Genomic DNA, 14,123 nt, shown 5'->3' with positions numbered 1-14,123 from the left:
GATCTCCTATTCGTAAGCGATGGCCCCGGCGATGTGGCGTCCGGCAATGTAGCCGAACGTCAGGGCCGGGCCGAGATTGATGCCGCCGGCGGGGTAGTGGCCGCCCATGATGCTGGCCATGTCGGTGCCCGCTGCGTACAGCCCGGCAATCGCCTGGCCTTGGCCGTCGAGCACCTGGGCGTGCTGGTTGACCTTGAGCCCGGCAAAGGTGCCGAAGCAGCCCGGTTGTACCTTCACCGCGTAGAACGGGCCGTGCTCGATGGGCGCCACGCAAGGGTTGGGCTGGTGCAGCGGGTCGCCCTGTTTGCGGTTGTAGGGGGTCGAGCCGCGGCCGAACTCCGGGTCCTGGCCCTGATGCGCGTGCCGGTTGTAGTGCGACAGGGTCTCGCGCAAACCGTTCACATCGATACCGCAGGCCTGGGCCAGGGCTTCGATGGTGGGGGCGCTTTTCAGGTAGCCGCTGTGGATAAAGGGCGCTACCGGCAGCGGGAAGGGGCGGGAGATGCCCAGGCCGTAGCGGCGCTGGAAGCCATGGCTGCAGATCAGCCAGGACACCACTTCCTCGCCTTCCGGCGCCGCCGCGACCATGGCCCGGACGTAATCGTAATAACCGTCGGCTTCGTTGACGAAGCGCCGGCCATTGCTCAGCACGCCGATGATCCCCGGTTTGCCGCGCTCGATGATGTGCGGGAAGTGGCCGACGCTGCCGTCCTTGTACGGCACGGCGGACACCGGGGCCCAGGCCACCGGCGACTCCATGTCGCTGTCGACCTGGGCGCCCACGCTTTCCCCCAGACGCAGGCCATCGCCGCTGGCGCCGAGGGGTGGCAAGGCCAGGTGTTCGTGGCCACTGGGGGTACGCGGGAACAGCGCCTTGCGGCGTTCGATATCGTTGGGGAAGCCTCCGGCGGCGAGTACTACCGCCTTGGCCGCATTGATGCGGATCTGTCCGCGCGCGGTGCTGACCACTGCGCCGATTACGGCGCCGTTGTCCTGCAGCAACTCGGTCACCGGCGCCGACTCCCAGAGCAGCACGCCCAGGTCTTCGGCGGACTTGGCCAGGCGCGCCACCAGGGCTACGCCGTTTACCAGTTGCATGGCCCGGCCATGGACGGCGAGGTCCAGCAGGTGGCGGCTGAAGCGCCGGATCACGTGCCAGGCGGCGGGCAGCGAACGGGTCAGGTTGAGGAAGGCCGAGAGGTCGGCGCCGGCCATGATCGGCATGCCCATGAACGAGGTTTCGCGCAGGGTTCTGCGCAAGCGCTTGAGCAGCTTGCCGACCTGGCGTGCGTCGTAGGGCGCGGCGATTACCGAGCGACCACCGGTGCCGGCCCCGGGGCTGTCACCGTGGATATCGGCAATCCCATTGCCGTCGGCAAATTGCAGGGCGGTGTGGCGCTCGAAAAACGCCACCATGCGCGGCCCGGCTTCAAGAAAGGCATCGATCAGCGCCGGTTGGTAACGCGCGCCCAGTTCATGCTTGAGGTAGGTGCGCGGCAGCTCGACGTCTTCGATAATGCCCGCGCGCTGGGCCAACGGGTTGCAGGGTACCCAGGCCCAGCCGCCGGACCAGGCCGTGGCGCCGCCGAACACTGGGTCCTTTTCCACCACTATCACCTTCAAGCCGTGCCAGGCGGCGGTGACGGCGGTTGAAAGCCCGGCCGCGCCGGAGCCGACAATCAGCACATCGCAGTCGATATCGGGGTGATGCAGGCTGGGTGCGGCAGACATGGGCGAAAAAACTCCGGAGCAGGGGATTTATTATTTTTTGGAACTTGATTCCAAAAAATATACGGAGTCGAATAGCGCACAGCAAGGCACGCTGAGCGGGTGGAGCCGTGCCGATGCTTTTTTTGTGCGGTTATCGAACGATGCCGCGGTGTATTTCCCATTGCGCCGGTTGTCTCTAGAATCGGCCAAATTTCGTCTGGACCCCCACCATGGCCGGCAGTCAAATCGAACGCGTGTTCAGCGTTCTGGAAAGTCTTACCAGTGACCCCCGGGGCGTGCCGATGCAGGCCCTGGCCGAGCAACTCGAGATCCCGAAAAGCGCCACCCATCGTCTGCTGGCGGAGCTGATTCGCCTGGGGTACGTGCGGCAGAATCCGGACAACCTGCGCTATCAATTGTCGACCAAGCTGGTGGCCATGGGCTTTCGCTACCTGGCCAGCAGCGGCGCCGATATCGTGCAGCCGGTGCTCGACCGGCTGGCCCAGGAAAGTGGTGAACTGGTGCGCCTGGGGGTGATCGAGGGCGAGCGCCAGACCTGGATCGCCAAGTCTCAGGGCGCTCGTTCCGGCCTGCGTTACGACCCGGACATGGGGCGCGAGGCGCCGCTGTTCTATACCGCTTCCGGGCATGCCTGGCTGGCCTGCCTGAGCGACGCCGAGGCCCTGGCCCTGGTGGAGCGTCAGGGCGCCGGGGTGCCGGATGAGCTGGGGCCGAATGCGCCGCGCTCGAACATTGAATTGCTCGAACGCCTGCGCCTGGCGCGGGAGCAGGGCTATGCCTGGGTCGAGGAAAGCTCGGCGGTGGGCACTTCGGCCATCGCCGCGGTGGTGCGTCATCCGATGGACCAACGAGTGGTGGGGGTCCTCAGCATCGCCGGCCCCAGCGCCCGCCTGCCCCTGGCCCGCCTGCATGAACTGGCGCCGCTGCTGTTGAGCTTCGCTGCCGAACTCAGCGCCGCAAGCCAAGCCTCCGAACTCTTCAACTGACAACAGCCTCGCCCTGTAGCCGCTGCCGCCAGGCTGCGCTGGCCCTGCGCCTCGACACTCATACATCTGACGCCACCACGGCGTGCGCACCGGCCAGTGCAGCCTCGTACCTCGGCAGCGGCTACGGGTTTGCAGCACGGCTTGCTTGTAATGGGTTTGGAAAGTTGTGCGCTGATCGGACAGTATTTTGTTTTGCGCTTGTGTGAAAGTGGAACTGAGTTCTAAATAATTTGAATTGAGCTTCCCGATAACAATCACAAGAGGATCGCGCATTGAGTTCGCCACTGCGTATCGCCCTGATCGGCGCCGGCAACATGGGCCAGCAGCATTACCACCACCTCAAGACGCTTGCCGAAGCCCGGCTTTGCGCAGTGGCCGACCCTGGTCCCCAGGCGGCCGAAGTCGCTGCGCAGTGGCAGGTGCCGCATTACGCCGACCACCGGCAGATGCTGGCCGAGTCCCGGCCCGACGGGGTGATTGTCGCCAACCCCAACAATCTGCATGTCAGCACCGCCCTCGATTGCCTGGCTGCCGGCGTGCCGGTGTTGCTGGAGAAACCGGTGGGTGTGCAGATGGATGAAGTGCGCCAGTTGGTGGCGGCCTCCACTACCAGCGGAGTGCCGGTGCTGGTGGGGCATCATCGCCGGCACAATCCACTGATCGTGCGGGCCCATGAATTGGTGCACGGCGGCGCCCTCGGGCGGCTGACCACGGTCACCGCGCTGTGGCAATTGCGTAAACCCGACAGCTATTTCGAGATCCCCTGGCGTCGTGAAGCCGGGGCCGGGATGTTGCTGACCAACCTGATCCACGACCTGGACCTGCTGCGTCACCTGTGTGGCGAAGTGCGCCAGGTTCAGGCGATGACCAGCAACGCCGTACGCGGTTTTGCCAATGAGGATTGCGCGGCCGTGCTGCTGCAATTCGACAATGGTGCCCTGGGCAGCCTGACCGGTTCCGACGCGGTGGCGGCGCCCTGGAGCTGGGAACTGGATTCCGGCGAGAACCCGGTGTACCCGCGCCAGGCCGATCAGCCCTGCTACCTGCTGGCCGGCACCGGCGGCGCCCTGAGCATCCCGCAGCTCAAGCGCTGGCAATACGCCGAGAGCAGCGGCGGCTGGCATCAAGCGTTGCAGGTGGTGCAGGAAAGCTTCAGTGAAGATGAGGCCTTGCGCCTGCAATTGCAGCATTTCGTCAAAGTCGCACGGCGTGAAGTCGAGCCCCTGGTCAGCGTCGCCGATGCCGCGCGCACCCTGGCCCTGATCGAGGCGATCCGCGAAGCCGCCGAAACCGGCCGGGCCTGTGCCCCGGCGCTGATTGAGTGAAGCCCATGACCCCACGAATCTTTTCCCTGGCCAGCCTCACCGTGCTCGAGCTGTCGCCGCCGCAAATGGTCGAGGTCGCGGCCCGCGCCGGCTACAGTCACGTCGGCCTGCGCCTGGTGCCGGCCACCCCGGAAGAACATCATTTCCCGCTGGTGGCCGACGCCGACTTGCGCCGCCAGACCCTGGCGCGCCTGCGCGATACCGGGATCGGCGTGCTGGATGTGGAAATCCTGCGGCTCAAGCCCGAGACCCGGGTCGCCGACTTCGAAGCGATCCTCGCGGTGGGTGCCGAGTTCGGTGCCAGCGAATTGCTGCTGGCCGGCAACGATCCCGATGAGGCGCGCCTGACCGACAACTTCGCCGCGCTCTGCGACCTGGCCGGGCCCTACGGCTTGCACCCCCATCTGGAGTTCATGCCCTGGACCGATGCACGCAACCTCGAACAGGCGGTGCGGGTGGTGGAGAATGCCGGGCGCGCCAACGGCTGCGTGCTGGTGGATGCCTTTCATTTTGATCGCTCGGCATCGTCCCTCGATGACCTGGCCAAGGTCGCGCCGGCACGGCTGCGCTATGCCCAGCTGTGCGATGTGGCGGGCCCGCGGCCGGACGATATGCAAGAGATCCTGCGCCAGGCGCGCAATGAGCGGCGTTTCCCCGGTGATGGCGACTGCGACTTGGCGGGGCTCTTGCATTGTCTCCCGGCCGGCTTGCCACTGAGCCTGGAGATCCCGGCTGTGCGCTTGATGGAGCAGGGCGTGAGTGCCTTGCAACGGGCGCAAATGGCCCTGGACAAGACCCGGGCGCTGTTGGCGAGGATCTAGAGCGGCAGATGAACCTATCGCCGGACAGCGGGTTCCTACAAGATGTCGTGACCTTGCAGGAGCCGGATTGGCGGCGATACGGCCTGAACCAGGATTAAAACAAGGACCTCCAATGACCATCAGCACACCCCTTTCCGGTGTCAACCAGCCTTTGAAAGGCATCCTGCTGGTTGTCCTCGCGACCTTCCTGTTTTCCAGTCACGACGCGTTGTCCAAATACCTCTCCGGTTTCTACCCGATCATCATGGTGGTCTGGGCCCGGTACCTGGTGCACACGCTGCTGATGGCCGGGATCTTCCTGCCGCAATCGGGACTGCGGGTACTGCGCACCAAGCGCCCGCTGTGGCAACTGGCGCGGGCCCTGTGCCTGCTGGGCACCAGCCTGCTGTTCACCTCGGCGTTATTGTTCATTCCCCTGGCGGAAGCCACGGCGGTCAACTTCCTGGCTCCGGTGCTGGTCACGGCCTTGTCGGTGCCGCTGCTGGGCGAGCATGTTTCCCGGGGGCAGTGGCTGGCGGTGATCTGCGGTTTTATCGGGGTCATTATCATCATCCACCCCGGTGGCGAGCTGTTTACCCCGGCGGTGCTGCTGCCGTTTTGCTCGGCCCTGTGTTTCTGCTTTTACCAACTGCTGACCCGCAAACTCGCGGAGTACGACAGCCCGACCACCAGTAATTTTTTTGCCGGGCTGTGCAACACCCTGGTGATGAGCGCGCTGGTGCCGTTTTTCTGGCAAGTGCCGACCCTGACCCACGGCATCTTGATGCTGGCGCTCGGGACCTGCGGCATGACCGCCCACTTGTTCCTGACCCAGGCCTTTCGTCTGGCGGCGCCGGCCTTGCTGGCGCCGTTCGGTTACTGCCAGATCGTGTTTGCCGGGCTGCTGGGCTGGCTGCTGTTCAGCCACACGCCGGACCTGATCACCCAGGTCGGCATCGCGGTGATTTGCCTCAGCGGCCTGGCCGCGGCCTGGCAACAACGGCGTCGCTGAGCCGGCCTAGAAGCGAAAGCGCAGCACCAGGTTCTGCAACCCGGTGGCCAGTTGCGCAAGCTCCTGGCTGGTGGCGTTGGTGCGGGTCGAGGCGTCGGCGCTTTCCAGTGACAGGTCGCGAATGTTCAGCAGGTTGCGATCCACCTCGCGGGCGACCTGGGCCTGTTCTTCCGAGGCGCTGGCGATCACCAGATTGCGCTCGTGGATCTGCTCCATGGCCCGGGTGATCTGCGCCAGCGCCAGCCCAGCCTGTTCGGCCAAGGACAAGGTCTGGGCCACGCGCTGACTGTTGCCCTGCATCGAATGCAGCACGCCGTCGGTATCGCCCTGGACCCGGGCAATCATCTGCTCGATCTCCTGCGTCGATTGCTGGGTGCGGTGGGCCAGGGCTCGCACTTCATCGGCGACCACGGCAAACCCGCGTCCGGCTTCCCCGGCCCGCGCCGCTTCGATAGCGGCATTCAAGGCCAGCAGGTTGGTCTGCTCGGCAATCGCGCGGATCACGTCCAGCACCTTGCCGATCTCCCGGGATTGCTCGGCCAGGGTCTGCACCTGTTGCAGGGCATTGCCGACGTCGCCGCTCATGGCCTGGATCGAGTCCAGGGTCTGGTTCAGCCGTGCCCGGCCCTGAGTGGCCTCATCACTGGACAGGCGCGTGGTGTCGGATGTCGACACGGCGTTGCGCGCCACCTCTTCAACGGCGCTGGTCATCTCGTTGACCGCCGTCGCCGCCTGTTCGATTTCATTGTGCTGGCGTTGCAGGCGGCTGGAGTCCTCAAGGGTGCTGTGGCTCATCTGCTGCGCGGCGGCGGTCAGTTGGGTCGAGGTGCCGCTGATGGATTGCAAGGTGTCGCGCAGGCTGCCCTGCATGCTGGCCAGGGCTCGCAACAGGCGCGCGGTTTCGTCTTTGCCGCGGCTCTCGATGGTCTGGCTCAGGTCGCCGGCCGCCACTTGCTCAGCCACGCCCACCGCCTGGCGGATCGGCCCGACGATACTGCGGGTCAATAGCCAGGCCAGGGCCAGGGTCAGCAGGGCGACAGCGAGCAGGGCGCCGATCACGGTGAATTTGACCTGGTTGTACAAGGTGTCGGCATGCTGCGCCGACTGGCTGACTTCGGCGGCGGTCAGGTTCATCAACTCGGCGAACTGGTCGCCGGTGCGGGTCGAGTAATCCTGGATCTGGCCGTTGAGCAGCGCGTTCATTTCCACGCTGCGGTTGGCCTGGGACAGCGCCTCGTACTGGTCCAGGGCCTGGCGGTAAGTGCTCACGGTGGCCACGAACTGTTGGTACTGCTGCCGGTTGTAGTCACCCACCAGCGGTGCGAATTTTTCCAGGGCCTGGTCCAGCCAACCTTCAACCTGATGCAGGCGGGCGATGGTGGGCTCCAGCACCTTGGGGTCGCGGTTGAGGGCCATGCGCAGGCTGAGCACGCGGATGCTCAGGACGTAGTCGCGGATTTCTCCCAGGTAGCGGGTGCTGGGCAGGGACACGGTTTCCGTGTGCTGGCCGGTGGCGCGGACTTCGGCCATCTGTTTCAGGGCGAACAGGCCCTGGAGCAAAACCAGCAAGGCGATGACGCCAAAGCTGATCACGGCACGTTGGGCGATGCTCAGGTTAACCAGGGGCATGGGAGGGCCTGCGTAGCGGGAAGAAAAAAATAAGAGGGCGTCGAGAAAAAAAGCGCAGGCCCGTGGAACCGGGCCTGCGCGAAGGGAGCGTCAGTCTTCGATTTTCGGAATTTTGCGCGGGGCCATGAAGTACAGCCAGATCAGGGCAATGAAGTACATCGCCGGGATCAGGGTGAACAGCACGGTGTAGTTGTTGTTGGTCACGGTCAGGATATGGCCCACCAGCTGGGTCATGAACATGCCGCCGACCGCGGCGCACATGCCGCCGAAACCGAACACCGTACTCATCATGTGCTTGGGCGTGTAGTCCATCACCAGGCTCCAGATGTTGGCGGTCCAGGCCTGGTGGGCACCGATGCCCAGGGAGATGGCGAAGACCGCCAGCCACAGGTTGGCCGTGCCGGCCGCCATGATCACGCCGATGATGCAGCAGGCGAACAGGAACATCGACATCAGCCGAGCCTTGATCGGGTTGATCCCGCGGCCGATCAGGAACGACGAGAGAATGCCGCCGCCGACACTGCCGAAGTCGGCGGTCAGGTAGATGATGATCAGCGGGATACCCATCTGGGTCACGCTGATGCCCAGGTTGTATTGCTGGTTGAGGAACGGCGGCAGCCAGTACAGGTAGAACCAGAACACCGGCGCGGTGATCGAGTAGGCCAGGGCGAAGGCCCAGGTGCCACGCATGCGCAGGATTCGCGAGAAGGGCACGCGGGTTTGCTCGGGTTCGACTTCTTTCTGGATGTACTCCAGTTCAGCCTGTTTCACCGTCGGGTGATCTTCCGGGTTGTAGTACTTCAGGCCCCAGAACAGCAGCCAGATCCCGCCCAGTGCAGCCATGCACAGGAACGCTGCCTGCCAGCCCCAGACGTGCAGGATCAACGGCAGCAACATCGGGGTGAACATGGCGCCGACGTTGGTCCCGGCGTTGAAGATGCCGGTGGCCACGGCGCGTTCGCCGGCCGGGAACCACAGGCGCGTGGTTTTCACGCAGGCCGGGTAGTTGGCGGCCTCGGTCAGCCCGAGGATAAAGCGGCAGACCATAAAGCCCAGGGCCGAGGTGGCCAGGCCGTGGGCGCCGGTGGCCAGGCTCCACAGCAGCACGGCGCAGAAGAACACGCGCTTGACGCCGATACGGTCGATCAGGCGTCCCTGCAGCACGAAGCCGATGGCGTAACCGACCTGGAACCAGAAGTTGATGTTGGCGTAGTCCATCGCCGTCCAGCTCATCTCCTTGGCCAGGATCGGCTGCATCACGCCCAGTGCGGCGCGGTCGATGTAGTTCAGGGTGGTGGCGAAAAACACCAGTGCGAGCATGCCCCAGCGGGTCTTGCCGACCGCCATGGCGCCGCGGATCTTGTCGCCTATACCGCCGTTGGCGGCCCCGAGGCGCGAGGCTATGGAAGAGCTTTGCGAAGGAATCATGTTGGCCATCCGTTCAATGACTGACGAGCGTCGACTCGTCGGGACTCAAGGTCGCTTGATCAATTCAGGAGTGCGGGCCGGCCGCAGGTGAACTCGAAGATTGATCGGCTGAAGGCTTTCGTCGGCTCCCGGGGGGAAGGGGGCGAAAGCGGTCTGATCCGCTGGGTACGATTCAGCCCAGGGGGCGTAGAGCGTCCGTATGCAGAGTGCCAATAGCGTCTGGGCCAGGCGAGAACCGGAGGGGAAAGCAGGAAAGCGGGGCGTTGAGTGCAAGCATGAGGGTCTACCCGATTTTTGAAATTTTTATGGTGTGTTCTGGGTCTAGGGTGATTGAGGCCGGGGGTTTGCTGCCGACTCAATGTGGGGTGGATGGTGCGCAGTGGACGAAAAATCGTCAATTCACCAATGGCCATTGTGTTCGATAATCGCCCTAAAAACTAACTGGTTCGTACACTTTGAATTGCTGTATAGATGGGCTCGCTGAATAATTCGCTCACCTAATAAAAGACGCGGGCCTCGTGGAGCCGCCGTACGTCGTGATCGTACGCGTAGCGCACAAGGGCTGCCTGATGAGCGATGCGGCCGAGCAGATGGCCTGCATCGCGCCCGCCAGGCCCGCTGCGGCCGGTACCGATCGCCGCCTGTGCGGCTACAGAGCAGTCATCACCGGGAGTTGAAACATGCAGCGTTCCATTGCCACCGTATCCTTGAGCGGTACCCTGCCGGAAAAACTCGAAGCCATTGCCGCCGCCGGTTTTGACGGGGTGGAGATCTTCGAAAACGATCTTTTGTACTACGACGGCAGCCCGCGCGAAATCAAACAGATGTGCGCCGACCTGGGCATTGCCATCACCCTGTTTCAACCCTTCCGTGACTTTGAAGGCTGCCGCCGCGACCGGCTGGCGCGCAACCTGGAGCGCGCAGAACGCAAATTCGACCTGATGCAGGAGTTGGGCACCGACCTGGTGCTGGTCTGCAGCAACGCCTCGGCCGACAGCGTCGGCGAGCAACAGATCCTGATCGACGACCTGCACCTGCTGGCCGAGCGCGCCGGAGCCCGGGGCTTGCGTATCGGTTACGAGGCGCTGGCCTGGGGCCGTCACGTCAATACGTATCAACAGGTCTGGGACATCGTGCGCCAGGCCGACCACCCAAGCCTCGGGGTGTTGCTGGACAGCTTCCACACCCTGTCGCTCAAGGGCGACCCGGCGGCGATTGCGCAGATCCCCGGGGACAAGATCTTCTTCGTGCAAATGGCCGATGCGCCGATCCTGGCCATGGACGTGCTGGAGTGGAGCCGGCATTTCCGCTGCTTCCCGGGGCAGGGCGAATTCGATCTGCCGGGCTTTCTCGCGCCGATCATCAAGAGCGGCTACACCGGCCCCTTGTCTCTGGAAATCTTCAACGACGGCTTTCGTGCTGCACCGCCACGGGCCAACGCCGCCGACGGCCTGCGCTCGCTGCTGTACCTGGAAGAGAAAACCCGCGACCGCCTGCTGCAGGAAGGGCAGCCGGTGGCCAACCTCGACCAGTTGTTCGCACCGCCGCCGGCCAGCGAGTACGGTGGCACCGAGTTTCTCGAATTCGCCGTGGACGAAGCCCTGGGCGCCAAGCTCAGTGGCTGGCTGGAACGCCTGGGTTTTGCCAAGGCCGGCCAGCATCGCTCGAAAAGCGTCAGCCTGCTGCGCCAGGGCGATATCAACCTGATCCTCAATTCCGAGCCTTACTCTTTCGCCCACAGTTTCTTCGAGGCCCATGGGCCTTCGGTCTGTGCCACGGCGATCCGGGTCAAGGACAGCGCCAAGGCGCTGGAGCGGGCGGTGGCCTATAAAGGCCAGCCTTATCGTGGGCTGGTCGGGCCGAACGAGCTGGAACTGGCCGCCGTGCGCGAGCCCGATGGCAGCCTGATCTACCTGGTGGACCAGGAAAACGGCGGCCAGCACCTGTACGACACCGACTTCAACATGCTGCCCGGCGTGGTCGCCAAGGGCGGCCTGCAGCGCATCGACCACATGGCCATGGCGCTGCCGGCCGACACCCTCGACAGCTGGGTGCTGTTCTACAAGAGCCTGCTGGATTTTGCCGCCGACGACGAGGTGGTGTTGCCCGACCCTTACGGCCTGGTGAAAAGCCGCGCCTTGCGCAGCCGCTGCAGCTCGATCCGCCTGCCGCTCAATATCTCGGAAAACCGCAACACTGCCATCTCCCACGCGCTGTCGAGCTATCGGGGGTCCGGTGTGCACCACATCGCCTTCGATTGTGCGGATATCTTCGCCGAAGTCAGCCGCGCCAAAGAGGCTGGGGTGCCGTTGCTGGACATCCCCCTCAACTACTACGACGACCTGGCGGCGCGCTTCGATTTCGACGATGAGTTCCTCAGCGAACTGGCCTATTACAACGTGCTCTACGACCGCGATGCTCAGGGCGGCGAGCTGTTCCACGTGTACACCGAGCCGTTCGAAGGGCGGTTCTTCTTCGAGGTCATCCAGCGCAAGAATGGCTACGTCGGATACGGCGCGGCGAACGTCGCGGTACGCCTGGCGGCCATGGCCAAGTCGCGCAGCGGTGCGGTGCGCCAGGCCAAGTTGTAGGAGTTTGGTAACGCGGGGCGGTCCAGGTCGCCCCGGTGCTTTCTTTCGCTGGCACACGCGGCCCATAATCGCCCGCGTGTGCAGCGTTGGCCGTGAGCCCAGAATGACAATGACCCCAGAACTCTCCGTAGCCCCCGAGCAACCGCTGGTGGAGCCGCGCAAGAGTCGCAAGAACAACCCGGAAAAGACCCGCGAGAACATCCTTCAAGAAGCCATTGTCGAGTTCGTGCAGCAGGGCCTTTCCGGCGCCCGCGTGGATGCCATCGCCGAGCGCATCCATACCTCCAAGCGCATGATCTATTACTACTTCGGCAGTAAGGAACAGCTCTACGTCGAGGTCCTGGAAAAGCTCTACGGTGACATCCGCAGTACCGAGAGCCGCCTGCACCTGGCGGAGCTGGAACCGCGGGAAGCGATCCGGCGCCTGGTGGAATTCACCTTCGATCACCATGATCGCAATGTCGATTTCGTGCGTATCGTCAGCATCGAAAACATCCACAACGCCGAGTACGTCAAGCAGTCCAGCGCGATCAAGGCGATGAACAACACCATCCTTCATGCCCTGGGCGAGATCCTCACACGCGGCCTCGAGGCGGGGGTATTCCGCAGTGGGCTGGACCCGCTGGACGTGCATTTGCTGATCAGTTCGTTCTGTTTCTACCGGGTATCCAACCGCCATACCTTTGGCGAGATCTTCCAGATCGACCTGCCGGACGAAAGCATCAAGCAGCGCCACCGGGAAATGATCTGCGAATCGGTGCTGCGCTACCTGCAGGCCTGAAGCGGTCCCACGAGCGTCGACAAAAAAGCCCGCCCCTGCGTGTGACCGCAGGCGGCGGGCTTTTTACGTCATGGGGCGGGCGGGTCGCATACAACCTCTGGCGGTTCAGCTAAGCTCCGCGCTTCCCTCCCTCAACGCCAAGGAATGCATCATGGGCAATCCCGTCCCAACCCTGAAAGTCATCCTGATCCTGATGATTGTGGTCGACTCGTTCTGGCTCGCCGAACGCTTGCTCGGCCTGCTGAGCACCAGCCTGTTCGACTGGATGCCCAGCGCCCTGATCAGCGTGATCGGCATCTTCAGCAGCGTGTTGATGATCCTGTTCAACATCCTGCTGGTGGCCTTGCTCTCGCGCTTGCAACTCAAGCCCGAATAAGCCGGCGCTCCATGGGCCCTCTGTAGCCGCTGCCGCCAGGCTGCGCTGGCCATTTGCAGCACTGCGCTTCTCCAGGGGCGCCGCGGCCTCTGTTCAGGGCGCGGCTATGGACTCAGCCGTTCATGCTCTGGAAATGCGCCAGCATGCGCTGGGCGTCCGGGGTCACGCCGCTGAACAGTTCAAAGGCCTTCACCGCCTGGAACACCGCCATGTTGCCGCCGTCCAGGGTCCGGCAGCCCAGGGCCCGGGCGTTGCGCAGCAGTTCGGTTTCCAGCGGGAAGTAGACGATTTCCGCGACCCACAGCGCAGGCCGCAACAAGGCGGCCGGCACCGGCATGCCCGGCAGCTTGGCCATGCCCATCGGCGTGGTGTTGACCAGGCCCGAGGCGCTTGCGAGGGTGCTGCTCAGGTCGACACCGGCCTTGGCGCGACCGGCACCGAAGTGCTGGTTCAGGTTGTCGGCCAGGGCCTGGGCACGGCTCGCCTCCACATCGAAGATACTCAGCTGCTGCACACCCTCGCTAAGCAGGGCATGGGCCACCGCCGCACCGGCCCCGCCAGCCCCCATCTGCACCACCTGGTCCAGGGCCACACCCTGCAGGCCGCGACGGAAGCCTTCGGCAAAACCCAGGCAGTCGGTGTTGTGGCCGATGCGCTTGCCGTCCTTGAGCACCACGGTATTCACCGCGCCGATGCCACGGGCTTCGGGGGACAGCTCATCGAGCAGCGGGATGATGCTTTGCTTGCAGGGGAAGGTCACGTTGAGGCCGGTGAAACTCATGCGTTCGGCGGCCAGCAGCAGGTCGGCCAGCGCGCTGCTGTCGAGTTGCAACGGGTCGAGGTCGATCAGACGGTACAGGTACCGCAGGCCCTGGGCATCGCCCTCATGTTCGTGCAGGGCCGGGGTGCGCGAGGCCTGGATGCCGGCGCCGATCAGGCCGGCGAGAATGGCGTTGGTTTTGCTCATGCGATTCACCCCTTCAAACGCTGGCTGAAATGTTCCAGTGCCAGACGATAACCATTGCTGCCGAAACCGCACATCACCGCCTGGGCGATCGAGGACACGAACGAATGGTGACGGAACGGCTCGCGGGCATGGACGTTGGACAGGTGCACTTCGATCACCGGCAATTCACTGGCCACCAGCGCATCGCGGATGGCCACCGAGGTGTGGGTCCAGGCGGCGGGGTTGATCACGATGCCGGCGCAGCGGCCACGGGCGGCATGAATCCAGTCCAGCAGTTCACCTTCGTGGTTGGTCTGGCGAAACTCCACCGCCAGCCCGAACTCTTCGGCGGCGCGGCCGCACAGGGCAGAAATATCTGCCAGGGTTTCATGGCCGTAGGTCGCGGGTTCGCGGGTGCCGAGCAGGTTCAGGTTGGGGCCGTTGAGCACCAGGACGATAGGGGGCATAGGGGGTGAATCTCCGTTGTTATTGTTGGCGTGGCGTGCGAGGCCCGCTTG

At 64.2% G+C, this 14,123-nt stretch carries 13 protein-coding genes; 8 read left to right on the top strand and 5 right to left on the bottom strand.

The window, feature by feature from the left end; genetic code table 11:
- Positions 1 to 6: 6 nt before the first annotated feature.
- Positions 7 to 1,731: an FAD-dependent oxidoreductase gene (locus JFU57_RS03255; protein ID WP_201128111.1), complete on the bottom strand. Its 1,725-nt coding sequence runs from the start codon at positions 1,729 to 1,731 to the stop codon at positions 7 to 9.
- Positions 1,732 to 1,940: 209 nt separating this feature from the next.
- On the opposite strand from JFU57_RS03255, the gene JFU57_RS03250 reads away from it, so the two are divergent.
- The 4 genes from JFU57_RS03250 to JFU57_RS03235 all read left to right on the top strand — a co-directional run bounded on the left by JFU57_RS03250 (position 1,941) and on the right by JFU57_RS03235 (position 5,854).
- A complete protein-coding gene (locus tag JFU57_RS03250) occupies positions 1,941 to 2,717 on the top strand; it encodes an IclR family transcriptional regulator (RefSeq protein ID WP_078471708.1) in 777 nt (258 codons plus the stop codon).
- Positions 2,718 to 2,989: 272 nt separating this feature from the next.
- The gene (locus JFU57_RS03245) at positions 2,990 to 4,042 is read left to right on the top strand and encodes a Gfo/Idh/MocA family protein (RefSeq protein WP_201128110.1); all 1,053 of its coding nucleotides are present in this window, start codon (positions 2,990 to 2,992) and stop codon (positions 4,040 to 4,042) included.
- A gap of 5 nt (positions 4,043 to 4,047) precedes the next feature.
- Positions 4,048 to 4,863 carry a sugar phosphate isomerase/epimerase family protein gene (locus JFU57_RS03240; RefSeq protein ID WP_201128109.1) on the top strand — a complete coding sequence of 272 codons (816 nt, stop codon included), beginning with the start codon at positions 4,048 to 4,050 and terminating at the stop codon, positions 4,861 to 4,863.
- Between the two features lie 112 nt (positions 4,864 to 4,975).
- Positions 4,976 to 5,854 (top strand): DMT family transporter, encoded by an 879-nt coding sequence (locus JFU57_RS03235; RefSeq protein ID WP_078471711.1) that lies wholly within the window; start codon positions 4,976 to 4,978, stop codon positions 5,852 to 5,854.
- Between the two features lie 6 nt (positions 5,855 to 5,860).
- On the opposite strand, the gene JFU57_RS03230 is transcribed toward JFU57_RS03235, so the two are convergent.
- Positions 5,861 to 7,483, bottom strand: a complete 1,623-nt coding sequence (locus tag JFU57_RS03230; RefSeq protein ID WP_201128107.1) for a methyl-accepting chemotaxis protein — start codon at positions 7,481 to 7,483, stop codon at positions 5,861 to 5,863.
- A 90-nt stretch (positions 7,484 to 7,573) separates the two neighbouring features.
- Positions 7,574 to 8,911, bottom strand: coding sequence for an MFS transporter (locus JFU57_RS03225; RefSeq protein WP_201128105.1), 1,338 nt, complete (start codon positions 8,909 to 8,911; stop codon positions 7,574 to 7,576).
- Between the two features lie 536 nt (positions 8,912 to 9,447).
- Here JFU57_RS03225 and JFU57_RS03220 point away from each other — a divergent pair.
- From JFU57_RS03220 to JFU57_RS03205, 4 genes are all read left to right on the top strand, one after another.
- A complete protein-coding gene (locus tag JFU57_RS03220; RefSeq protein WP_201128103.1) occupies positions 9,448 to 9,588 on the top strand; it encodes a hypothetical protein in 141 nt (46 codons plus the stop codon).
- A gap of 3 nt (positions 9,589 to 9,591) precedes the next feature.
- A complete protein-coding gene (gene quiC, locus JFU57_RS03215; RefSeq protein WP_078471713.1) occupies positions 9,592 to 11,502 on the top strand; it encodes a 3-dehydroshikimate dehydratase QuiC in 1,911 nt (636 codons plus the stop codon).
- A 103-nt stretch (positions 11,503 to 11,605) separates the two neighbouring features.
- Complete coding sequence (locus JFU57_RS03210) at positions 11,606 to 12,283, top strand: TetR/AcrR family transcriptional regulator (RefSeq protein WP_078471714.1); 678 nt, start codon at positions 11,606 to 11,608, stop codon at positions 12,281 to 12,283.
- Between the two features lie 151 nt (positions 12,284 to 12,434).
- A complete protein-coding gene (locus tag JFU57_RS03205) occupies positions 12,435 to 12,659 on the top strand; it encodes a hypothetical protein (protein WP_078471715.1) in 225 nt (74 codons plus the stop codon).
- A 112-nt stretch (positions 12,660 to 12,771) separates the two neighbouring features.
- Here JFU57_RS03205 and JFU57_RS03200 read toward each other — a convergent pair whose 3' ends face one another.
- Positions 12,772 to 13,626 carry a shikimate dehydrogenase gene (locus tag JFU57_RS03200; protein ID WP_201128101.1) on the bottom strand — a complete coding sequence of 285 codons (855 nt, stop codon included), beginning with the start codon at positions 13,624 to 13,626 and terminating at the stop codon, positions 12,772 to 12,774.
- Between the two features lie 5 nt (positions 13,627 to 13,631).
- Positions 13,632 to 14,072 (bottom strand): type II 3-dehydroquinate dehydratase, encoded by a 441-nt coding sequence (gene aroQ / locus JFU57_RS03195; protein ID WP_078471717.1) that lies wholly within the window; start codon positions 14,070 to 14,072, stop codon positions 13,632 to 13,634.
- Positions 14,073 to 14,123 lie beyond the last annotated feature (51 nt).

The sequence above is a fragment of the Pseudomonas sp. TH07 genome (assembly GCF_016651285.1).
Lineage (GTDB): Bacteria > Pseudomonadota > Gammaproteobacteria > Pseudomonadales > Pseudomonadaceae > Aquipseudomonas.
The sequence above is the reverse complement of the archived record's forward strand: the minus strand, read 5'-3'. Positions and strand labels throughout refer to the sequence as shown.